Origin of the sequence: Aestuariibaculum sediminum, from assembly GCF_014596945.1 — a bacterium.
Classification (GTDB): domain Bacteria; phylum Bacteroidota; class Bacteroidia; order Flavobacteriales; family Flavobacteriaceae; genus Aestuariibaculum; species Aestuariibaculum sediminum.
Genome location: NZ_JACVXB010000002.1, coordinates 541,306 through 566,414, shown reverse-complemented (window position 1 = coordinate 566,414; position 25,109 = coordinate 541,306). Strand labels below are relative to the sequence as shown.

The 25,109-nt window shown below is 34.8% G+C and carries 16 protein-coding genes; 3 read left to right on the top strand and 13 right to left on the bottom strand.

What is annotated here, in order from left to right; translation table 11 throughout:
* Nucleotides 1-4 precede the first annotated feature (4 nt).
* The 11 genes from ICJ83_RS07160 to ICJ83_RS07110 are packed head-to-tail and all read right to left on the bottom strand — an operon-like array spanning nt 5 to nt 17,990.
* Complete coding sequence (locus tag ICJ83_RS07160) at nt 5-2,359, bottom strand: PSD1 and planctomycete cytochrome C domain-containing protein (RefSeq protein ID WP_188229690.1); 2,355 nt, start codon at nt 2,357-2,359, stop codon at nt 5-7.
* A gap of 12 nt (nt 2,360-2,371) precedes the next feature.
* Nucleotides 2,372-3,706, bottom strand: coding sequence for an alpha-L-fucosidase (locus tag ICJ83_RS07155; protein WP_188229689.1), 1,335 nt, complete (start codon nt 3,704-3,706; stop codon nt 2,372-2,374).
* A 56-nt stretch (nt 3,707-3,762) separates the two neighbouring features.
* Complete coding sequence (locus ICJ83_RS07150) at nt 3,763-6,096, bottom strand: beta-N-acetylhexosaminidase (RefSeq protein ID WP_188229688.1); 2,334 nt, start codon at nt 6,094-6,096, stop codon at nt 3,763-3,765.
* Between the two features lie 34 nt (nt 6,097-6,130).
* Nucleotides 6,131-7,147, bottom strand: a complete 1,017-nt coding sequence (locus ICJ83_RS07145) for an isoaspartyl peptidase/L-asparaginase family protein (protein ID WP_188229687.1) — start codon at nt 7,145-7,147, stop codon at nt 6,131-6,133.
* Between the two features lie 7 nt (nt 7,148-7,154).
* Nucleotides 7,155-9,395 carry a GH92 family glycosyl hydrolase gene (locus ICJ83_RS07140; RefSeq protein ID WP_188229686.1) on the bottom strand — a complete coding sequence of 747 codons (2,241 nt, stop codon included), beginning with the start codon at nt 9,393-9,395 and terminating at the stop codon, nt 7,155-7,157.
* A gap of 10 nt (nt 9,396-9,405) precedes the next feature.
* Complete coding sequence (locus ICJ83_RS07135; protein ID WP_188229685.1) at nt 9,406-10,527, bottom strand: putative glycoside hydrolase; 1,122 nt, start codon at nt 10,525-10,527, stop codon at nt 9,406-9,408.
* Nucleotides 10,528-10,574: 47 nt separating this feature from the next.
* Nucleotides 10,575-11,750 carry a glycoside hydrolase family 18 protein gene (locus ICJ83_RS07130; RefSeq protein ID WP_188229684.1) on the bottom strand — a complete coding sequence of 392 codons (1,176 nt, stop codon included), beginning with the start codon at nt 11,748-11,750 and terminating at the stop codon, nt 10,575-10,577.
* A 57-nt stretch (nt 11,751-11,807) separates the two neighbouring features.
* Entirely contained in the window at nt 11,808-12,881 is a 1,074-nt protein-coding gene (locus ICJ83_RS07125; RefSeq protein ID WP_317173266.1) for a carbohydrate-binding family 9-like protein, read from the bottom strand.
* 7 nt (nt 12,882-12,888) lie between these two features.
* A complete protein-coding gene (locus tag ICJ83_RS07120) occupies nt 12,889-13,854 on the bottom strand; it encodes a glycoside hydrolase family 130 protein (RefSeq protein WP_317173265.1) in 966 nt (321 codons plus the stop codon).
* A 13-nt stretch (nt 13,855-13,867) separates the two neighbouring features.
* The gene (locus ICJ83_RS07115; protein WP_188229683.1) at nt 13,868-15,742 is read right to left on the bottom strand and encodes a sodium:solute symporter family protein; all 1,875 of its coding nucleotides are present in this window, start codon (nt 15,740-15,742) and stop codon (nt 13,868-13,870) included.
* 4 nt (nt 15,743-15,746) lie between these two features.
* Nucleotides 15,747-17,990: a GH92 family glycosyl hydrolase gene (locus tag ICJ83_RS07110; RefSeq protein ID WP_188229682.1), complete on the bottom strand. Its 2,244-nt coding sequence runs from the start codon at nt 17,988-17,990 to the stop codon at nt 15,747-15,749.
* Nucleotides 17,991-18,109: 119 nt separating this feature from the next.
* Between ICJ83_RS07110 and ICJ83_RS07105 the strand changes: the two genes are divergently transcribed.
* Nucleotides 18,110-19,168: a sensor histidine kinase gene (locus ICJ83_RS07105; RefSeq protein WP_188229681.1), complete on the top strand. Its 1,059-nt coding sequence runs from the start codon at nt 18,110-18,112 to the stop codon at nt 19,166-19,168.
* Between the two features lie 45 nt (nt 19,169-19,213).
* Entirely contained in the window at nt 19,214-19,927 is a 714-nt protein-coding gene (locus ICJ83_RS07100; protein ID WP_188229680.1) for a LytR/AlgR family response regulator transcription factor, read from the top strand.
* Nucleotides 19,928-20,219: 292 nt separating this feature from the next.
* On the opposite strand, the gene ICJ83_RS07095 is transcribed toward ICJ83_RS07100, so the two are convergent.
* Nucleotides 20,220-22,331 carry an alpha-L-fucosidase gene (locus ICJ83_RS07095; RefSeq protein ID WP_188229679.1) on the bottom strand — a complete coding sequence of 704 codons (2,112 nt, stop codon included), beginning with the start codon at nt 22,329-22,331 and terminating at the stop codon, nt 20,220-20,222.
* A 379-nt stretch (nt 22,332-22,710) separates the two neighbouring features.
* Between ICJ83_RS07095 and fucP the strand changes: the two genes are divergently transcribed.
* Nucleotides 22,711-24,015, top strand: coding sequence for an L-fucose:H+ symporter permease (gene fucP, locus ICJ83_RS07090; RefSeq protein ID WP_188229678.1), 1,305 nt, complete (start codon nt 22,711-22,713; stop codon nt 24,013-24,015).
* A gap of 87 nt (nt 24,016-24,102) precedes the next feature.
* On the opposite strand, the gene ICJ83_RS07085 is transcribed toward fucP, so the two are convergent.
* On the bottom strand, nt 24,103-24,921 hold the full coding sequence (locus ICJ83_RS07085; protein WP_188229677.1) for a hypothetical protein: 819 nt from the start codon (nt 24,919-24,921) through the stop codon (nt 24,103-24,105).
* Between the last annotated feature and the right edge of the window lie 188 nt (nt 24,922-25,109).

Sequence of the window (25,109 nt, the reverse complement as noted above, 5' to 3'; positions counted from 1 at the left end):
GATATTATCCTTTAATTACAGCTTCGTCTAAATTGAAAATTAAACTTGTTAATACAGTATATGCATAAACATCAACAGAAGGTGCCTCGTTTTGAGATAGATCACTGTTTGCTGGTTCGTAATTATTTTTTGTGTAAACGAGATATTTTAACAATTCCTCAATTTCCTTGTCATCTGGATAACGTGATGTTATTTTTCTAAAGATATTCTGTATACGTTCTTCATCGGATTGCGAATTCGACTTTAATGACTTTTTTGCCAAAAACTCTGAGGCTTCCATTATTTGTGGATCATTAAGCATAACCAATGCTTGCAATGGAGTACTTGTCTTTTGACGTTTAACTTCGCAGAAATCACGTGTAGGAGCATCAAAGGTTAACATTGATGGTGGAGGCAAGGTGCGCTTCCAAAAGGTGTACAGACTTCTTCTATATCGTCCTTCTCCCGTATCAGGGATATATTTTGTTAACCCTTGTCCGGAAGTGGTTTCTGCCCATAATCCAGGCGGTTGATACGGTTTAACACTAGGGCCTCCAATTTTATTTACTAATAATCCACTAACTGCTAATGCATTATCTCTTATCATTTCTGCAGTTAGCTTATTACGAGAACTTCTTGCTAAAAGCACATTATCGGGATCTGCTTCAAGTAACTGAGGTGTAACCTTGGATGTTTGTTTATATGTACTAGACATTACCATACGCTTAAACATACGTTTCATGTCCCAGTCTTCTTCTTTAAAAGTAACTGCCAACCAATCTAACAATTCGGGATGCGATGGTAAAGCGCCTTGATTTCCGAAATCATCGGAAGTAGAAACAATACCCACACCAAATATTTGTTGCCACATTCTATTAACAGCAACTCTTGCCGTCAATGCGTTTTCATCACTAAAAAGCCATTTAGCCAGGCCTAATCTATTTTGGGGTAATGTATCTGAAAAATTTAATACCACTTCAGGTGTTTGCAGTTCCACTTCTTCTCCAGGAGCATCATATTGCCCGCGCTTTAAAAGATAGGTTTTACGTTCAGGCGCGTCATCCTTCATAACCATCAAATTGACGGCTTTAACAGAATCAGGTAATTTTACAAAAGACAATACCTCTTCTACCTCCTTTGGTGTAATTTTTATATTGGGTTTAGGTATTTCGTTATATTCGATTCGACCTTTTTCATCTAACTTATTGAAAAAACTATAGAAACCGTAATATTCTTTTTGCGATATAGGATCATACTTGTGATCATGGCACTGAGCACATTCCAGCGTTAATCCTAAAAGTGCTTTTGCCGTGGTATTGGTTCTATCTTTAACATATTCTACGCGATACTCTTCGTCGATTACGCCGCCTTCCTGAGTAATTTTATGATTTCGATTAAAACCAGTCGCTAATATTTGTTCCAAGGAAGCATCAGGTAACAAGTCCCCTGCCAATTGCCAAACTATGAAATCATTATATGGTAAGTTTTTATTAAAAGCACTAATAACCCAATCGCGCCAAGGCCACATAACACGTTCCAAATCGTCTTGATAACCATGAGTATCAGCATATCTGGCTACATCGAGCCAACTGGCAGCCATACGCTCTCCGTAAGCAGGTGAAGCTAAAACTTTATCTACAACTTTTTCGTAAGCATTGCTATCTGTATCATTTAAAAAGGCGTCTATATCATCAATGGTTGGAGGCAACCCGGTTAAATCGAAATATAATTTCCTAATTAATTTTTCTTTCGAAGCTGGCTCGGAAGGCGACAAACCTTCCTGTTCCAAACGTTTTGCTATAAAAAAATCTATTTCGTTGGTGGCCCATTCGGGATTAGAAATTTTTGGTTTGTCTTTTTTTTGAGGAGGCACAAACGCCCAATGGTCTTTCCAAACAGCGCCTTGTTCTATCCATTTGGTGAGTAGCTGCTTTTCATAATCCGACAAACTTAAATTTGAAGCCACTGGAGGCATAATTTGCTCGGGATTCTCACTGTGAATTCTACTTACCAACAAACTTGATTCTACATCCCCTGGTACGATGGCATATTTGTCTAAATGTTCCCCTATAGCCGCAAAAGCGCCTTCTTTGGTATCTAATCTTAATCCGGCTTCTCTAGTTCCTTCATCTGGCCCGTGACATAAATAACAACGGTCTGAAAGAATGGGTTTTACATGAAAAATAAAATCTACGGTATCAGGTAATTTACTGATTATTGCTTTATTTTTATTACTTATTTCCGAAGCATTATTTTCTCCAATATCTTGATATACCGAATTGGGTGATTGAATAAAATATTTAAACAATAAAACAACAATAAAAGGCACTAAAAAATATGCTATCAATTTCCACCCTTTATTGTTGTTTTCAGTTTTCATGGAATTTTTATTTTAATTACTTTCTATAACTTGTCCTGATTCTCCGTATAAATCAACTTCTCCATCTAATTGAAGCGCAATTACTGTAACATTTTCATCCTGCACCTCTTCTGGTAAATCAATATATAATAATCCAGGAACTTTACTCCAATACAGTTTACCAACCACATCGGTCTTCAATTTGGTTCCGTTACCTACTACCCAAGCACGATTCACCTTATTCTTTAAACCTTTTATTAATAGCGGTCCATTTGGTTTATTATCTACATACAGATATAATATGGTTTTATCTTTTGATAAGGCTGTATAACCATTAAAATGTCCAAAAGGAATTCCTGCACGCGTACCATAAATAGCGGCAGCATGTTTATTTGTCCATTTACCCAGACCTTTTAAAATATCTATTTGTTCCTCTGGTATCGTGCCATCGGCTTTCGGGCCAATATCTAATAATAAGTTTCCACCCATACTTATACAATCTACAAAAATGCGAATGATTTGATTTACGCTTTTGTATTTTGTATCGTTTGGTTGATACCCCCATGAGTTATTCATAGTCATACATAATTCCCAATATTTGTCTTTTGGCTTATTTACAGGCACACCTTGTTCTGGTGTAGCATAATCGCCGTAACCTTGTAATCTGGAATTAATGATAGTTGATGGTGTCGCCTTAAAAAGCATTTCTCTTATCTCTTTTGCTTTCCATTTTTCTGCAGATTGTTCCCAATCGCCATCAAACCAGTATAAATCCGGGTTATAAGCCGTAAGCTCCTTTAATTGTCCGAAATTAAATTTGGTAAATTTATCCCAACGCTTGGGGTCCTCTTTATAACGTTTTTTGTCTCTTAAAAAATTAGGGTAATCTGGATATGACCAATCTAATAAAGAATAATATAACCCTAATTTTAAACCTTCATTTCTTACGGCTTTTACAAATGGGGTTAAGACATCTTTTTTAGCAGGTGTTTTATCAATCACGTTTAAATCACTTTGCTTCGTATCCCATAAGGCAACGCCATCATGGTGTTTTGTGGTAATTACGGTGTACTTTGCGCCACTTTCTTTTATAAGTTTAGCCCAATATTCAGGATCGTATTTTTTGGCTGTAAAACCATTTAATTGCTGCATGTAATCTTCATGCGAAATATATCCATTATGAAATGACCATGATTCGTCAATTCCGTTTACAGCATAAATACCCCAGTGAATAAAAATGCCCAGCTTGGCATCTTTAAACCAGGCCATACGGTCTTCTTTACTTTGCTCTTGTGCCTGAGCCTCATTTTTGAAAGCTAATAAGGATAAAAACAATCCTAAAGCGATATAGCGTTTTATGTATTTCATTTGTATGTTTTTATTTTGAATTTATTTGAATAAAAATGCCTTAAAATTTTCAGGTTTTAGTTAACTATAATTTCATCGACAAATAACCAACCTGAACCATTTTTAGGTGTTTTTTTCAAACTTTCTGCTACCACTTTTACATGAGTTGCTTTTTGTTTTTCGAACGCTATGGTGAAATCTTTTAGCTCCACATTTCCGCTAACTTCAGCGGGTCTTTCAATAACACCAACACGGTTGAAAGTCTTACCTTCATCATTAGATGTAAACACTTCTATTTTAGTTGGGAAATATATTCCAGGTCCCTGACTTTCCATAGTACCTACAGTTACCTCACTTATTTCTTCAGATGCTTCTAAATTGATAATCAATTCCATATCATTACCAATCCACGCTTGCCACTGGCCATCATGAAAGTTTTTTGTACCTCGCAATACATTTACCATATTTGTAGTTCCCGCTCCTTTGTAACTATCGCTGTACTTAGTTAAATACTCAACAGGTTTACTTACAGCTTTATGATAGTTAAATGTTTTTTCAAACACTTTTCCAACCGGCTTTCCATTTTCGAATAATGAAGCTTTAACCGTTGTTGTTTTATTAATTTCAATTGGTCCGGTATATTGAATAGCATCTTTGTCTAACACCCCATCGTTCAATACATAACGAATATCAGGATTAGGAAATTCATTGTTAAGAGAAATTGCCACAACTTTTGTTGTATCATTAACTGTAGCATTAGCCCTAAGAGTGTATGCGCTTTTCGCATAATTTATACCTTGGTATTCATACCGCTCTAACATATTTTCTAAACGTGGTGTAAATTCATCCCAGTTTCTATTGTCTTTAGGACTCCAAAGTGTTTCAGAGAGGGCAACAACTCTAGGAAAAATCATATATTCAGATTGGTCTGTAGTCGGGATATATTCTGACCATAAGTTAGCCTGACCTCCAAGTACATGTTTCGCTTGCTCTTCAGTCATCTCTTCAACCACAGGATCAAATTGATACACTTTAGACAACGGTAAGTAACCACCCCAAGCTAAGGGTTCAGAATCCATTGGCCCTTGATAATGATCGAAATAACAATGAGAACCAGGTGTCATAACCACATCATGTCCTTCAGCCGAAGCCTCTAATCCACCTTTAACACCGCGCCAACTCATAACTGTTGCTCCAGGTGCTAAACCGCCTTCAAGAATTTCATCCCAACCAATTAATATTCGTCCTTTTGAACTTACAAAGCGCTCCATTCTTTTTATGAAATAACTTTGTAATTCTTCTACATTCTCAAGTCCTTCAGTTTTCATTCGGCTTTGACAATGCGGACACGTTTTCCAATTGGTTTTAGTGGCTTCATCTCCACCAACATGAATATATTTAGATGGGAATAACTCCATTACTTCCATTAATACGTTTTGTAAAAATTCGAAAGTAGAATCTTTTCCTGCACAGAAAATATCGGTAATCGGCCATAAACCTCCTGATGGTACCATCACTGGTTTTTCTAAACAAGAAAACTCAGGATAAGACGCGATAGCACTTGTAACATGGGCTGGCATTTCTATTTCAGGCACTACATTAATACCTCGTTTTTGAGCATAGGCTACAATTTCTTTAATATCATCTTGTGTGTAAAACCCACCATATGTTGCTTTCTCTCCCAATTCTGGTGTAGGCCTTGCATTCCAAGCTTTATTTTCCTGATCTACTCGATACGCCCCTACCTCGGTAAGTTTTGGATATTGTTTAATCTCAATACGCCACCCTTGGTCATCTACTAAATGTAAATGTAAAGTGTTCATTTTAAGGTATGCTAAACGATCTATCGTTTTTAAAACATACTCTTTTTGAAAAAAATGACGCGAAACATCTAACATCAATCCACGCCATTCGAATCGAGGTTCGTCTGTTATACTAATATTTGGAATAATCCAGTCTGTTCCTTCAACAACAGAATTACTTTCTATTTTTGATGGTAATAATTGACGTAAGGTTTCCATGGCATAAAGTTCTCCAGAAAAACCGTTTGCTTCTATTTCAATAAAACCATTGGCTACAGTTAAATTGTAAGCTTCTTTACCTAAAGTTTCATTAGTTTTAAAGGTAATGTAATTTGTAGCTGGTTTCTCTTTTACCACCTCCAACTTTAAATTTGCAGCCGATTGTAATGCTTGTAACAATACTTCTGAAGCTTGTAATTGTTCATCGCTACTAACTACTATTTTTGTATCACCATTAAATTCAAAACTACCTGAATTTAATGTTACTTGAGCTGGCTTAGGAATTATTTGAATATCAGCCTCAGTAAACTGAACTTGTTTGGATTGACAAGAAGCCACCAAAAGTCCCATACCGAGAACCATAGTTTTTAAATAATTGATTTTTATCATTTGTTTATGTTTGTTTTTGATGTTTTTTTAGCTATTAATTATCCCAGGTCATTTTAAATTTAGAATCTTCCATTCTGTTTCCATTTTCTTCATCATAAACCGCATAGTTAAATCCTGAACGTAAACTGTAACCTCCATATTCTCCATTTTTATTCACTGCTATAAAACCAACTTGAAGATACTCCATATCCTTGTGATTTTTATGCTTATTGTAAATGCGCTCTACAATTTCTTTACAAGCTTCATTTGGTGACTTTCCTTGACGCATTAACTCGACAACCATTGCACTTCCGGCAGTACGAATTACGGCTTCTCCTAATCCTGTTGCGGCAGCGGCACCGACTTCATTATCTAGAAATAATCCTGCGCCTATAATAGGAGAATCTCCCACACGACCATGCATTTTCCAAGCTGCTCCACTTGTAGTACAACCTCCGGTAATATCGCCATTCTCATCGATAACCAACATACTTATGGTATCGTGATTTTCTATATTAATTACAGGCTGATACTTCGATTTTTCCAACCAGTTTTTCCAATCCTTTTCTGAGGCTTCAGTTAATAGATTTTCTTCCTTAAAACCTTCTTCCAAAGCAAATTGTAATGCACCTTCACCAGTTAACATAACATGAGGTGTATTTTCCAAAACACGCTGAGCTACCGCTATCGGGTGTTTAATATTTTGAAGAAAAGATACCGATCCACAATCGCTATTAGAATCCATAATACAAGCATCTAGCGTAACTTTACCTTCACGGTCAGGAAAACCACCGTAGCCCACACTTCGCACTTTAGGATCTGCTTCAGGAATTCCGACACCAGCAACAATAGCATCTAAGCTGGATTTTCCTGCTTTAAGTTGATTCCATGCTTCTTCATTAGCTGGTAACCCGTGATTCCATGTTGAAATAATTAATGGTTTGCTACCTTTTTTTACCGAAGTTTCGGGTGCAATTGCACTAGCTTTTGATTCTTCTTTACAACTTATTAAGGTTGAGGCTCCAAGTGTTCCTAAAACGGATGTTTTTATAAAATTTCTTCTGTTTGACATGATTCTTTTATTTGTAAATCTTCGACGATAACGCCATGCTATATTTTGTTTGTTTATTAGGTTTCGACCCCATCACAAATCGGAGTTGACCTCCGTTCATAATCTCTTTATGTTCTATATAATTTCGATGAATTTCTTTTCCGTTTAATATAATGGATTGAATGAACTTATTCTCATTTGAGCTATTTTCAGCTTCTACCACAAAATCCTTACCAGATTCTAAATGTATTATCGCTTTATCAAAGATTGGCGAACCAAATGCGTAAATTCCTTGTGCCGGATTTACAGGATAAAACCCTAAACTACTTAATACATACCAAGATGACATTTGCCCACAATCTTCATTACCACAATGTCCTTTAGGTTCATTTTTATACTGTGTATTCAAAATTTGCCTAACTCTCTCCTGGGTTTTCCATGGTTTACCAATATAATCATACAAATACGCTACATGGTGACTTGGCTCATTACCGTGGGCATACTGGCCAATCATCCCAGTACTAAAAATGGGTAGTTTATCGGTTGGTAGTGGCGCCAAAGAAAACATCGAATCTAGTTTTTTATCGAAAGCATCTTCTCCCAACTCTTGAATTAAACCTTCTACATTTTGCGGTACCGACCACATATAATGCCAGGCATTACTTTCACAAAAGTAAGTCGTGTATTCTTTAGGAACAAAGGGTTCTACAAAGATACCATTATTAAATTTAGGACGCATAAAAGTGCTTTCAGGATCATAAACATTTCGCCAATTTTCAGAGCGTTTTAAAAAATAATTATAATCATCGGTTTTGTTTAAAGCCTTTGCGAACTGGGCAACACACCAATCATTATATGCGTATTCCAAAGTTTTAGAAACAGACCAGTTTTCATGTTCATCATCAACTGGAACATATCCTAAAGTTTTATAGGCATCTAATTGACGGCTATCAACCATAGAGCTAATTTTACAAGCCTCGTAAGCCAGATCGGCGTCTATTCCTTTAATACCCTTAAAATATGCATCTACAATAACAGGAATCGCATGATTTCCAATCATCATATTGGTTTCATTTCCCTGCATAGACCATACAGGTAACAAACCTGTTTCACTATAATGTGCTAACAAGGAATAAATCATATCGGATACGCGATCAGGGTGCAATATTGTATACAAAGGATGTGCAGCGCGGAATGTATCCCACAACGAAAACGTATCATAACGATTAAATCCATTAGCGGTCATTGTTATATCATTAGCACCTTTATACTCATTATTATAATCACTTAATAAGGTTGGCGCTAACATAGATTGATATAACATACTGTAGAAAATATGTTTATTAGTGGTATTATTTGTTACTACCTCTATTTTTTCAAGTTGTTTTTCCCAAATAGCCTTGGCATCGGCTTTATATTGTTCAAAATTGAAATGCTTTGCTTCTTTTTCTAAGGATTGGTGAGCGCCATCGATGCTTGCCGTAGAGAGACCCGTTCTTAAAACCACAACCTCATTTGCTTGAGTACTGTAGTTTAAAATAATTTTAGTGTTTTTTCCTTTCGCCTGATGGCTTATTAAAGAATCATTTGAATAGAGTTGATAGGATTTAAATGGTTTAGAAACTTGTATTTCAAAATAAATACGTTGATCCTTTGCCCAACCTGTTGATTTTCTGTAGCCTTGGATCACACTATCATTTACAACTTTTATAAAGGTATCGGTTGGCGCATCCCAGTTAAGAGCATACCCCAAATCCACATGAATTTGAGTTAACGTATCCTTTGGAAAGGTATATTTATGAATACCTGTTCTTGCTGTCGCTGATAATTCTGCTTTTATCCCATAATCCAATAAATCTACCTGATAGTATCCAGGTGATGCCGATTCCTTTTGGTGTGAAAATTTAGAAAATGGTTTGAAATTATTAGCTTCAATGCGTTTATTGAAACGGCTATTAGTTGGCATTACTAAAATATCGTAAAGATCACCAGCACCAGTACCTGTTAAATGCGTATGCGAAAAACCAGTGATTATTGAATCCTGATAAAAATATCCAGCAATTCGATCCCAGCCACCTATACCAATATCTGGACTAAGCTGAACCATCCCAAATGGTACTGTAGCTCCCGGATACGTATTACCAGGACCATCTGTTCCTATAAAAGGATTCACAAATGAAGTTAATGACACTGGATTAACCGTTTCGGTTTTTGTGCAACTCATAAAAATCATTGCACTTGCCAATACTATTAAACCAAATCGCTTCATAATAATATTTCTATTTAAAACTTGCCTTTGTCTCTTTTATGACTTGAAAAAAAACATCGCTAATGGCATTGCCGTCAAAGAAAGATACTCCTTTTGCTCCATTTTCTTTAGCGTAAATAATGGCTTGTTTTAGGTCTTTTTCTGATTTAAAATCTGGTATATATATTCCTGTGTTCAAGGAAATACTTTCACTTTCCACATCGGTTACCCCTTGTTTTGTAGCATAACCAATCCAATCTAGTTCTTCATTATAAAAACCATGATAAATCATGGGGTATACTTCGTCAATATCCCACTTATCCCAACGCTGACGTACCATATGGTCTGCCATTTCGGGATAAGGGAATACCGCTGCTGTTAACCTTTTGTTGTTATTGTGAGCTATTTGATAGGCTTCATCAACTACGGCTTTAATCGCATTAAGTCTGAAGTTTTTCCATTCCATGTCAATAGCTGTATTTTTACTCTCTAATGGGTTTTTGTGATGTATTTTTTCGAAGGCACTAATACATGCTTCGCAATAGCAAAAATCGAATTCCGGTAATTCTTCATCTTGTACTAAATTGTATTTAGGCAGTAAACCAATAGGCAAAAAGATATCTGGAAAACGAATATAATCCAAATGAACACTTTCTATTCCTTCTACCTTTGCTAAGCCCTCCACTAACCCTAACACATGATTTCTAGAGGCTTCTCTGGTTGGGCAAAGCCATTGGTAATACCCTACATAGGGTCTTGTGTCGAAACATGAGTTACCTTCCTTGCTTACCATGTACCAATCGGGGTGTTTTAATGCAATAGTATCTCCAGGACGGTTCATAGCCATGATCCAAGCATGTACTTTTAAACCATTTTGTTTCGCTAGTGGTACAATACGCTCTAACAACTTGGGATCGGTGCCTGTATTGATTAAGACTTCATCAATCCCACCATTTTTATATTTTTCAAACTCTTTTAAATAATCTTCATCTGATTTTTTATGGCTTGCCGTAGTCCAAACCCCGAATTCAAAGACCTCCTTTTCTGTGACTACGGAAACACTTGAAGTGTCAGATTCATCTGTAGTCTTTTTATTTTGGCCACATCCCATTAGTAATAGGGCTAAAGCCAATATTGTTAGTTTTGATTTCATAAAATTGAGTTAGTTATTAGGTTAGGTTGTTGTTTGTTACGTTTTTTCTACTGCTTCATACTACCGTGCAAGGTGTTTAAAAGTTCCTGATTATAATCTAAACTATATTCCCAAAACATAGCACCTCCAAGTCCTTTGTTCTTTATAAAATTGGTTTTTAATTTAATATCTTTAGGTGTTTCCCATGAAATGAAAATACTATCCTTTGCATTCCATAAATAGGAAGCTTTTGCCGACTCGTCGTATAGTTTCTCGTATTCGCCTGTCTTAATCTTTTCAATGATACCCCAATATGGTATAATCATTCCCGTTGACATTGCTGACTGATAAAACCCGTTGCTTTCAGGGTTAACCTTCTCCCACATTCTACCATAAAAAGGTATTCCCATAACTAATTTATGCGCCGGAACTCCCGCTTCTATATGTCTATTAACAGCTTCTAAACCACTATTCCCATCAAAAAGCTCACCATCTGAAGGATAAAGATTGGCATGATGTCCAGTTTGAAAAAACCATCCATGGTAGTAATCGTAACACATAACATTTATAAAATCGAGATACTGGTGTGCCTTTCCTAATTCGGTATGATCAATATAAGCCTGATCAGCACCGCTCGCGATAGTTAACAAGTAATGTTTCCCTTTTGTTTGTCCAAAAATCTCTAAAGCTTCGCGAATCGATTTTAATAGAAGTGTGAAATTGACCTTATCGGAAGGGCGAAATGCATTGTCTTCTCCTCGTTGTCCTGGGTATTCCCAATCTAAATCTACACCATCAAATCCGTATTTTTGAATAAGTGCCACACAACTTTTAGCAAACCTGTTTCGCGCCTGAGAAGTCGCTGCTATATGCGAAAATTTGTCAGACCAAACCCAACCACCTACAGAATACAATACTTTTAAATCGGGGTTTTTCGCCTTTAAACCTATTAACTTTGTAATTTTCAGCGAGTCAATATCTAATTCAAATTTAGCCTTCCCATCAACAATATTAGCAAAAGCATAATTGATGTGTGTTAATTTCGAAGCATCCACATTAGCAGGATCGAAATCCTCATAACCAGCCACATAACCTATTAATTTTAAGTCATCAACATGTCTATCTTGTGTCTCTTGAGTTGGTGCATTTTTATGTTCGCCATTAACACATGAAAAACATACTGCAAATACCAAAAAGTAAGCGCTAGATTTAAATATTTTTTTTAGACTCTTATACTGTAACATGTATTAAACTTTTATTAAACCATTATCATGGTTTTTAAGAACTATTTTTGAATATTATTAGGGCTTCATTTTTAATGTCCCATCTTCTGTAATAATTATTGTTTTTCCTGAAAAAGGACTTTTTATAGAAATATTATAACCTGTAGAATGATTTTCTAAGGAAGGTTTTAAAGTTTCTCCATCTATTACAATTTCCGAATTGTTAAGATCATTGAAGTTTGATGCCCATACTTTATGTTCATTTTTATAGGCTCGTTGTGCCCGGTAAAGGCTAAACAATGCCCATTTAATTTTTTCATCTTTAGGAATTTCAAAACTATCGGTTTCTCCAATCGCTTTTGATGAAAAATAGACATAACCCCATTTTTCGGGTTCGTGCATGTTTATAACTCCAATAGGCGACCAAACCCAATTGTATTCTGGTAAAAAATCACCTTTGGAATCTTTCTTACGCTTGTATTTTCCGTTAACTAAATCATGCTGCCAATTAACTCTGGAAAAATTAACACGCCAAAAGGTATCTACAGGTACGTTTTTATGAAAATATGAAGTCTTATATGCTGCAAACGGAATAGCAATTTCTAGCATCCATCCTTTATCGGTATCATTAGGGTTATTTAGGGTACCATCAACACTAACAGCCGATTTTAGTCCGGTTAAAGTCCAGTCGTTTAAAACCGCCGGATTATCGCGATAGGGTTTCGTTAAAAATAAATCCCAAACTGTATTCAAGGCATTAATTTCTAATTCGTAATAATTATAAGTATCACTATCCGGATCTATAAACACCTCAAAATCGTTGTTGTAAAAAATAATAGTATCACGTTGTTTTAAGTCGCCCCAAACATGCGGTTCTTCCATTTTTGCAAGAATGTAATAGTACTCGTCATCCCAAAGCATTTTTACTTTGGTATCGTATTTTGGTTTTTTATCGCCTTCAATGTCAATAAATAAATTAGTCCATTCTGCTTTATCCCATGAAACCTCCGAGGCATGACCATCGATAGTCATGTTTTCTGAGGTTTTATAGGCGATATACTGTTGTGGTACTATATCCTGTTTAGGTTGCGCACAACCAAGCGCATAAAAACAACATACAGCACCAAATAATACTTTTATTTTACCTTTCACAATCAAATTATAAACTGTTGTTTTTAGTAAATTCTACCACTTCACTTAGTTTTCCAAATGCCATCGCCACCGAGGTGTCTGCCGCACCGTAATAAATAGCAAGTTTATCTTCTTCGTAATCATGCAAAGCTGCGCAAGGGAAAACTACATTAGGAACATCACCTGTAAGTTCGTAAGGCTCAGCAGGACCTAATAAATAAGGTTGCGTACGATATTTTACTTGGTCTGGCTGATTTTCATCTAAAATAGCAGCACCCATAGCGTATCTAAACCCATTACAAGTGTTAATTACGCCGTGATATAACATTAACCATCCTTCATCGGTTAGAATTGGAATTGGCCCTGCACCTATCTTTGTACATTGCCAGGCACTATCTTCAAATGGCGATGCTTTCATTACACAACGGTGTTCTCCCCAATATTTCATATCAGGACTATAACTAATATAAATATCGCCGAAAGGTGTATGCCCGTTGTCACTAGGACGACTTAACATCGCATATTTGCCGTTGATTTTCTTTGGAAATAACACACCATTTCTATTAAAGGGTAAAAAGGCATTTTCACATTGAAAAAATTCCTTAAAATCGTAAGTATAGGCGATACCAATTGTTGGCCCATGATACCCATTACACCAGGTAATCCAATAACGATCTTCAATAAACACCACACGAGGGTCGTATTTATAATCAGATTCAATCATTTCGGTGTTTCCAGCTTGCATTACTATAGGTTCATGATTAATGTCCCAATTAATACCATCTTTACTAAAGCCTGCGAATATATTCATTTGAACGGCTTTATTATCACATCTGAACACGCCAGCAAATCCATCTTCAAAAGGAACAACAGCACTGTTAAAAATACTGTTAGAGGTTGGAATTGCATATCTATCAATAATCGGATTTTGAGAGTATCTCCAGATAACCTCATTACTATGCTCCGGTTTGTCTTGCCAAGGTATATTAGCCACTTTTTTTATTTATTTAATCTGTTATTTTATTTACTTTATCTAACCAGGTATACTTCAGAATTAACGAAGTCCCTAAAAATACAACTAAAGACACGAATGTTTTAGGATAATCTCTAATTAAAAAGAATATTGGTAAAACTATCATACTCGATTGCCAAACAATACCTATTACACAATTTAACATGTCTGGCCAAAAATCATTATTCTTGATATAATTGCTATCTTCTTCTTTCAATTTTAAATATACAGGTTTCCACCACCCCCATGGGCGTACATTAGTGTAAAAGGATTTTAGAACAGCTTCGTCGGTTGGCTTAGTTAAATAAGTTCCTAATAAACACCCTAACAACGAGAAACTGAATATAATTGGGAAAAGATAAATGGCCGACATATTTAATAATTCGTATAACCACGATCCTTCTGTTAAATTTCCTTTATTCTGATCTAAAATAAATTGAAGTGTTGCTACAACAAGACCTGCAAGCATACCCCAAAAGTATCCCCAACCATTAAATCGCCACCAAACCCATTTTAAAAAGTTTGCAGCAACATAACCACCAAATAATGAACTCGTTATCCATAAAGTTAATGAATTAATAGAGTTACCAAAAAAGCCCATTACCACACCTAATAACACGATTAAAAACGATGCAATATGACTTGCTTTGATATAATGTTTACTATCGGCGTTAGGTTTAAAGTATTTTTTGTAAATATCATTAACAATATAAGCAGGGCCAGCGTTTACAAAAGCAGAAAATGTAGACATAAAAGCCGCCAATAACCCTGCCAGTAATAAGCCTTTAATTCCTACAGGAACATGGAAATTTATAACTTTTGGTAAAATAACTTCCAAATCGGCACCAGTTAATGAAGCATTATTCATTTCGGGCGCTAGAACCACTAAAGCAATAACCACAATCCCTCCAATTAATAAATACCTTGGGATGAACAAAATTAAATTGGTAAATCCAGACATGTAAGCCGCTTCTTTTACCGATTTTGTAGAAAGGATACGTTGTAAATCGTAACTTGGAGTTGGCCCGGCAATACTCGCAAAAAAGCCTTTAAAAAGAGACATTCCAACTAAAGCCCCAAACATTTTATAACCTTCAGTATCAATTAAATTATTAAAAGCCTGATATTTCTCGCCCCAATGCGGTTGTAATTCCCAGCCGAACCATATATTTTTCCATTCTTCAGAAATTAACGACGTAATTTGAATATCAGTAAAATAAATAAGTGTATATCCCGCTACCAAAATACCAGCAATTACCATTATAAGGTATTGTAAAACCTCAGTGGCAACAACTGAAAACATCCCTCCTTTTATGGTATATATAGTGGTTAAAAAAATGATAATCAATGCATAAGCCTGATCTGAAGTGAAAATTTCAGTACCAAAAATATATGTTGTTAAATCCCAAGGTAAAATAATGGTTAAAAATTTACCAACCCCTTCGAAAAAATACGCGATAAAACCAATAGCAGAAACAATAGCGAATATGGCTACGATGATATGCGAAGCTCTACCCGCTTTATCATTTCCAAATCGAGTTAAAATCCACTCTGAACCCGTCATTACTTTAGAACGTCGAATCCAAACGGCCAAAAACATCATGACAAAAATTTGATTCCAAATGGGCCAAAGCCACATAAATAAAAAGCTTTTAACTCCATAAAGGAATAAAATGCCCACCATCCAGGCTGTGCCAGAAACATCAAACATTCCAGAACCATTACTTAGCCCCAAATAATACCATTTAATAGATTTTCCTCCAAGGAAATACTCATCTAAACCTTTAGATGCTCTTTTAGAAATCCAAACCCCCACTCCTACGGTTATTAACACGTAAGAGATAATTATACCAATATCAATTATGTCCATTCTATTAATTTTTTATTCCCCAATTTTTATTAGGTTCTGGTCCCATAACAAAATGTAAGGTTCCTCCGTTTAATATTGTTTTATGACTGATTGATGTTTGATTAAAAGATTCGCCGTTAAGGGTCGCTGATTGAATGTAGAAATTTGTTTGAGATACATTTTCTGCTTCAATGGTAAAGGTTTTTCCATTTGGCAAATTCATGGTTGTTTTTTCGAATATCGGACTTCCAATTTCGTAATCTCCTGAAGCCGGATTCATTGGGTAAAGCCCAATTGAACTTAACACATACCACGCCGACATTTGCCCACAGTCTTCATTACCACTTAATCCGTTAGGTGTTGTATTATACTGCGTATCTAAAATATGTCGTACCCAATATTGCGTTCTCCAAGGTTTATTTGCATGATTGAACATGTAAGCTATATGATGACTCGGTTCGTTACCATGCGCATACTGCCCAATTAAACCAGAAATATCAGCTGAAGTGTGTGTTCCTGTAATTTCTGAACTCTCAGTAAACAATTGCTCCAATCTGGAAGTAAATATTTCATTTCCTCCATGCAACTTGGCCAGATCTTCTACGGCATGCGGCACAAACCAGCTGTGCTGCCAGGCATTACCTTCTGTATAATCTGTATCAACTCGATGATTAGAATGTTTTGGATCGAATGGTTCGCGCCATGATTTACCGTCTTCAGATTTACCTCTCATAAAACCAGTTTCTGCATCTAATATTTCAGCGTAAGCTTTGGAGCGTTTTAAGAAATAATTGTAATCATCGGTTTTACCTAACGCTTTTGCCATTTGTGCAACACACCAGTCGTCGTATGCATATTCTAAAGTTATTGTTACGTTTTCATCTAATAAATTGTAAGGAATATAACCATACTCTTTATAGAATTTTAAGCCACGTTCATCCTGCATCATGGTGTTTTTCATGGCTTCAAAAGCAAATTCTGCATCAAAACCTGTGATACCTTTTAAATAAGCTTCCACAATAACAGGAATGGAATGATACCCTGTCATGGTGTTCGTTTCATTGGCATACAATGTCCAAACTGGAAGTATTTTTTCAACCTCGTAATAAGCCAACATCGAATTGATAATATCCGAAACTTCATTTGGTGCTATTAAGGTTAATAAAGGTTGTTCTGCTCTAAAGGTATCCCAAAGAGACAAGGTAGAATATGCCGTAAAATTTTTAGCGGTCGCAATACTATCGTTTTCTAATCTAAATTCACCGTTAACGTCACTGTAAGTTACAGGAGCTACCTGTGTATGATAGAGTGCGGTATAAAATATGGTTTCTAAAGAATCTACTGAAGATTCGACTTCTATAGATTTTAAGGCTTTATTCCAAGTTTTATCGGCTTCTGTTTTTACGTCCTCAAATTCAAAACCTCCTGCTTGTAAATTCAATTTTGCATTGTCTATACTCACGGAAGACAATGCTACTTTCGCAAGTAACTCGTTAGAGTTCACATTGTCAAAAAATAACTGAACAGCCGATTTAGCCCCTTCGGCTTTATTACCTTCTGCAAGACTTCCATCGGCGTATAATTTTTTATTTAAAATTGGTTTTGAAAATTTAGCTACAAAAAATACTTTTTGGTTTGGTGCCCAACCTTTACTGTAGCGATAACCAGTTATGGTATTGTCGTCTTCGATATTAATAATTGTTTCAACAGTTTTATCCCAGTTTAAAGCGAAACCTAAATCGATTACCACAGACTGCGTATCATTTTCCTGAAAAGTATATTTATGATAAGCTGTACGCTTTTTTGTTGTTAGTTCTACATTAACATTGTGGTCTTCTAAAAATAACTGATAATATCCAGGTGAAGCCGTTTCGTTATTGTGTGTATATTTTGATTTATACGTTATACTATCTCTTGATTTAGGGTAATGCGATAAGTCGACCTCTTTATTAATTGGCATAAATAAAATATCCGCCAAATCACCAATACCAGTTCCACTTAAAATTAAATGACTAAAACCAACCACTGTTGAGTCAGAATAATGATACCCCGAACACCAGTCCCAAGAACTAATACCGTTAATAGGACTTACTTGTAACATTCCAAAAGGCACCGTTGCTCCCGGATATGTGTGTCCGTGACCACCCGTTCCAATAAATGGATCTACTTTTTCACTTAATATTTTGTTTACTATGGTTTTATTAGTAACATTGTCGGCACAACTAACAACCAGACCAACTAACAAAACGATTACCGATAAGTTCTTCATACTAGGATATAAATTCAATTGAAATTTAAAGTTTCTAGTTTTTTTTTGACTTTAAAATTATTTTAGACGGATAACGCATTTTAAGACCTAAACACCAAAAATTTATTACGAACCGTAAAATGGAAGCAAATCATAATAAGCTCTTTCGAATTCCTTTAGCATACCACTTTATATTTTGGTCTATCTATTTTATTTTTAACACATTTCGCTGGGGGAGTTACTTTAATGATTACGCGTATTCGGTAAAAACCAATATCATTGGTTTTCCAATACATATGATATTGTGCTATTTAAATATTTTTATTTTAATGCCCTATTTGGTGTATACCAAAAAGTATATTTTATATGTAATTTCAGTTCTATTATCCATTTTCATTATGGTATTGGTTAAGTACAACTTAACCTATTGGTTGGTAAGCCGCAACGTTTGGCCAGAAGGCCCCGAAGCAATTGACCGACTAACTTTTAATTATACCATAGATATGATGATTGGCGAATTATACGTAATTACTTTTGTTACCGCCATAAAAATTACTTTGGATTATTTACAGGAGCACAAAAGAGTCGCTTTATTGGAAAAAACACAATTAGAAACAGAGTTGCGATTTTTAAAAACACAGGTGTCGCCGCACTTCTTTTTTAACACATTAAATAACATATATTCGCTGTCGGTTGAAAAATCAAATAAAACGCCAAGCATGATTTTAAAACTATCGGAATTGATGCGTTATCTATTATATGAGACAAGGGAAAAAAGACAAACTTTAGAAAAGGAAATCTTATACATTCAAAACTACATCGATTTAGAGCGTGTAAGATATGACGACAACTTAGAGGTGAATATGTATATATCTGGCGATATAAGTAACAAAGAAATTGCCCCTATTTTACTTTTAACGTTTATTGAAAATGCCTTTAAACATGGGGCTAACAAGAATATTGGTAAGGTCAAGATAAATATAAACTTTAAGATTAAAGAAAATTTTCTTTATTTTACCGTTAGTAACCCGCTGCCTCAAATCAATGAACACCTAAAAGAAACTAAACAAAAAGGGGGTATTGGATTAAAAAACGCGAAAAAAAGACTGGAACTGGGTTACAACAAAAACGATTATAAACTATCTATAAAAACAACGAAAAGCAAATTTATTGTCAGGCTAAAAATTAAAGTTTGCTAATAAAACCTCCCTTAAACAAAAACAATAGACCACGATTAATAGACTATGAAAATTAGATGCTTGATTATTGATGACGAGCCATTAGCTGTAAACGTTATAAAAAATTATCTTGAAAAAATTGACAATTATGAAATAGTAAACACTTTTAACAACGCTATAGACGGATTAAACTTTTTAAAAAACAATGCTGTCGATGTTATTTTTTTAGATATTAACATGCCTGTTCTTGATGGCATTAACTTTATTAAAAGTTTACAAAACCCGCCATTAACCGTTATTACTAGCGCTTACGACAAATTCGCTCTTGAAACATACGAATTGGATGTTTTAGATTATCTGGTTAAGCCCATAGAGTTGCCAAGATTTATGATAACCTTAAACAAAATTTCAAAACGCTTAGAGGCTGTAAACAAAGCACCAGCTAGCGTAACTAAAGACACGCCTTTCATTTTCATTAAAATTGACAAAAAGAAAATGAAAAAAATATTTTTAAGTGAAATCTTAATCATTGAAAGTTTAAAGGATTACTTGAAAATCAAAACCTTTTCAGGATCTTATATTGTTCATTATACTTTAAAAGATTTTACCAACCTTTTACCACCTGATGATTTTATAAGAATACATCGCTCCTATACCGTAGCCATCGATAAAATTGATGCGCTTGAAGGAAATAGTGTTGAAATAGAAGGCTTAAGATATGTTATAGGGCGTTCTTACCTTGAAGAGGTAAAGCAAAAGATTTTAGATGCTTCAGTATAAAAAAGATGGCTATTTTTCTATCTAAAAAATAGCCATCAAATAAAACTAAACTCAAATAACATAAACTAAACAATAAAAAAACTAATGATGAGTTTGTTTCAATACTTTTCTCCACGAATAGAAAAGTAATTTTTTGTTAAACTTCTAAAAAAACATTACTTGCGCAGAATCAAACTAATAAAAAAACTGCGTTTAAGTTGAAACCTAAAATAATTAGTAATTTCTGTTTCGTTTTTAAATTTTCGACCAATAACAAACAAACAGCGCCGAAGGATATATTTTTGAATTAATTTTATTTAATCTGTTTATCGTAAGTAATAACACCTAACTCAGCTATGGATAAAGGTTTCGTTTTATTTACCGCTTCTTTAGCCACAAATTTTATGTAACGAGCATGTAATGGTTTAAACTGTATGAATTGCTCAATGGGGTTATTTTCAATATTAGCAAATTCTCCTTCCGTTACCTTATTCCAATTAACAAAATCATTACTGACATAAAAGGTATATTTCGAAATTAAATTTAATTGGTGCCCATGCTGCTTAGAAAGATATGTAAACCCTTGAAGATTCATAACGCTTCCTAAATCTATAACAATACTTTTTTCAGCATTTGCAGAGTTTGTATTAAAAGACCATACTGTATTCGAATTGTTATCAATAACTTGATTCGATGTTTTTAAATCGCCACCAGATACAGATTTTACACCCCAATTTGCTTTCAACATTTTAAAATGAGACGTTTTCAAAGCACTATATTTATTGGCTTTTTTATTAAACGATCTTGCCTTTATGGTTACATTTTTAACCTTTTTAATTGGTTGTTTGTAAAGTTCACTTTCAACAGTTGGAATGGATCCATCGGTGGTAAAATATATGGTGTTTCCCGATTCGCATTCCATAGTTATCATTCCGCTTTGATCTCTTTTTATGCTCGGCATCCTAACAAAATCGGGGGCGTTATATGCGCGAACAGAAGCCAATACAATATTTGCTTTCGAATCGGTTATATTTAATCTTAAAGCTGAAGTCTCTATTCTGGGAAATCTTAAAATGCGTTTATACCCTATGGTTGTTTCTTCTGCAATGGTTTTCCATTGGTTATTAGTTAATATCTGAATTGAAAATCGTTTTACACGCTGTCCTAACTTAATAAATTCTTGCAATTCTAACCTGTTAAAGGCTGTAGCTTTATCAAAGTTAAATGTTACCGAAGCATTTTTTATTGAATCGTTAGTTGCCCAATACGTAGTTTTGTTATCATCGATAAGTCCTTGCGGAGCATATTTATTACTATTTCCACGTACATCAGTTGCTGTTGCTGTACTTGTTCGCAACAAGTCTTCTTTAAAATCGGCTTTTATAACAGCTGTTAACTCCTGTAATCGCTGAATATCATGCGCATTAACCTGACCAGTTTTATCTACAGGAAGGTTTAATAACAAATTCGCATTCCTTCCAATTGATTCATAATATATATCAACCATTTCTTCTAGAGGCCTAACTTTGTCATCTTCCGACTCATGGTAAAACCATCCTGGACGAATTGATACATCGGCTTCACCTGGCACCCATTTTTCACCATCTTCATGTCCATTCATGTACTCGGTGTAATGCACTTTGCCTTCCAAATCATCCTTCTGCCTCAGTAAACACCAATTCGTTTTTCCTGCTCTTCCTCGCTCATTTCCAATCCATCTGGCCTCTGACGGGCCAATCCCCCAAACTAAAGTATTTGGAGAAATATCGTAGATCATTTTATAGGTCTCTTCCCAATCGTAATATTCTAAAGTATTTATTTTTCTAATTTCATTAGCACCTCCATAATACCCATCACCACCATTGGCACCATCGAACCACATTTCAAACACATCCCCATAGTTGGTTAATAATTCTTGAAGTTGGTTTCTAAAATAAGTTACATACGCTGGTTTGCCGTACTCAGGATGATTTCTATCCCACGGTGACAAGTAAATACCGAATTTTAAACCGTAAGTTTTGCAAGCTTCTGCTAATTCTTTAACAACATCACCTTTACCATTTTTCCACGGTGAATTCTTTACAGAACGATCGGTAAATTTTGAAGGCCATAAACAAAATCCATCATGATGTTTAGCCGTTATAATTATACCCTTCATTCCGGCATCCTTTACTACTTTGGCCCATTGATTACAATCTAAATGAGTAGGATTGAATAATTCCGGGGATTCATCTCCATACCCCCACTCTTTATTGGTAAACGTATTTAAAGAAAAGTGAACAAAGGCATAAAATTCCATGTCATGCCAATTTAACTGCTTTTTGGTAGGTACTGGACCGTATGCCGTTGGAGGAGCTACTGCTTCCTTACAATTAAACACTAACACACCACTTAAAATAACTATTAAAAATACTTTAAAGCTCATACTAAATTACTTGGTTGTTAAGATTTAAAATTAGTTTTGATTAATCAATATTTAGTATTATTTCGACTAACAACTAATGAAATGCTCTAAACAAAGTCTTATATTTTAATACTTCATCAACTTTTATCAATATGATAAAAACCACTATTAATAATTACTAAAATCTGTTTTACTACCATTAATTTTTATTCATTTACACAATCAATTACCACACTCGTCGAAAAAATACATATTATTGCATTCGAAAACTTACTTTTCAAAGCAAAATATGCTTTTAAAGTACACTTTTAACGTGTGTAAAAACATATTTAGTTTTTAAAATTTAACGTAACCTTAAATAAACTCGAATGTCGAGTTAAAACAACTAAACAATATTAGTATGAACACCAAAAACCAAACGCCTGTCGTTGAGAAAAAGTTATTAATCCCATTTATTCTGGTAACCTCTTTATTTGCCCTTTGGGGATTTGCCAATGCAGTAACAGACCCTATGGTACAAGCCTTTAAAAAAGTTTTAGAGCTTTCAAATTCTCAAGCTGCCTGGGTACAAATGGCATTTTACGGAGGCTACTTTTGCATGGCTTTACCCGCTGCAATATTTATGCGTAAATATTCATATAAAGTGGGTATATTAATTGGTTTAGCTTTATATGCTACAGGGGCATTACTATTTTATCCAGCTGCGATTACTGAAAAGTTCTGGTTTTTCTGCCTTGGGCTATATATTTTAACGTTTGGATTGGCGTTCTTAGAAACAGCAGCAAATCCTTATGCTCTTGCTATGGGACCAAAAGAAACGGCTACACAACGTTTAAATCTAGCACAGGCATTTAATCCAGTAGGTTTGATTTTTGGTTTATTGGTGGCTCAACAATTCGTGTTAAAGAATTTAAAATCAGATGATATTTCAGATTTTAGCGCACTTGATGAAGCGTCAAAGATATTAATAAAAACTTCCGATTTAATGGTAATTAGAAATCCTTATGTAATTTTAGGATTGGTTATTATTGGGGTCTTTGTTCTATTTTTAGTGAGTAAAATGCCGCAATCAAAAGATGAAGGTACAACACCAAACATTGGCGAAACTTTTGTTGTTCTATTTAAAAATAACAAATATGTTTTAGGTGTATTGTCTCAAATACTTTATGTAGGTGGGCAAATTATGTGTTGGACTTATATTTACCAATATGCTGAAGCCATTGGTGTAGATAGTGTAACGGCAGGATATTATCAAATGGCTGCATTTATTCTATTCACAGTAGGACGTGCTGTTGGAACATACATGCTTCGCTTTATTAGTTCAGGTAAACTATTAATGTCCTTTGCTTTATTGGCTATTATGTGTGTTTTAGGAACCATTTTTATTGAAGGCATGATTGGTTTATATTGTTTAGTTATAATTTCTTTTTTCATGTCCTTAATGTTCCCAACCATTTACGGTATTGCCTTGGGTGATTTAACCGAAGAAGAATCTAAAATCGGTTCAGCGGGCTTAGTCATGGCCATTGTAGGTGGTGCTTTAATGCCAAAGTTACAAGGTATGATTATTGACCTAGGCGGCTCTGGGGTAGCTGATACAAAAATTATAGGTGTCTCAGAAGTAAATTTTTCGTTTATCCTTCCATTACTTTGTTTTGCATTCATTTCATGGTATGGTTACCATGTTTATAGCAAGCATGAGTAATCGCTTATTGAAAATACATTTTTATAAACTTGAAAACCCCAAAAATTAAATTAATTTTTGGGGTTTATTTTTCTTTTAAGTATCCTTTTATTGCGACTGTAAGGCGAAACTACCGAATTGCGTATCTTTAATGCGACCTTTTTTATCTAATAAATCGACTTTGTAATTATAAGTGCCTAAAGGACCATTTATATCAACCACGGAAATTGGATTTATTGTAATAGAACTTCTACCAGGAATTGTAATTGACATATTTACACCAGCCACACTTCCGTCTGGTTTGTTAATCTCTATTTCAGCAGTATAATTAACCGTTTTTCTTGATGAATTGCTTATAACTATCTCACCTACTACAACTCTGTTATCTTGAGAAGTACTATCAGAATTGTAGATATAATGAGAAACCAAGGTATTGCAGCCTGCATAGGTGCAAGTCTGCGAATATATGTAGGTATACCCTAAATTTTTAACATTTACGTAAGTATAGGGATATTGTGTAGAAATTTCAGCTCCTGAATATAAATTAGCAACGTCTTCTGGTGCCATGCCATCACTCACGCCTTGTGCCGTTTGCCATTGGTTATCAGCAGCAACTCCACTTTGATTAATTTCGATACCCGACACCACATTATTAGCATTAAATGTTACGGTTATCATTGCTGTTTCTGGAGTTAACCTAAAAGTACATTGATCTCCACTATCGCAATTTCCATTTTCAACTACAGAGCTTACTTCATTACGACTCATTCCTAGCGTAATTATATCGCCTATACCAACACCCTCTACAATTTCAATTTGGTTTATACTTGAAGTTAAAGGAATCTCAAGTAAGTCTAATTCTTCTTGACTATTTTCGCAGGCAACAAAAGCCATAGCAGTACATAGCAAAATACTCAGTTTTTTCATCTTTTTAGTCTTTAGTTAATGATTAATTAATTCGTTAATAAGTAGATAACTCTTCATTCTATTATCCACTCACTACAGTAAAGTAATTTGCGCTGATTAATGTTTTCTGGTTACTTAAATTATTCAGAATTGCGAATTATTATAAAACTATTGATACAGCAAGCCATTACCTTTCCTATATAATTCTG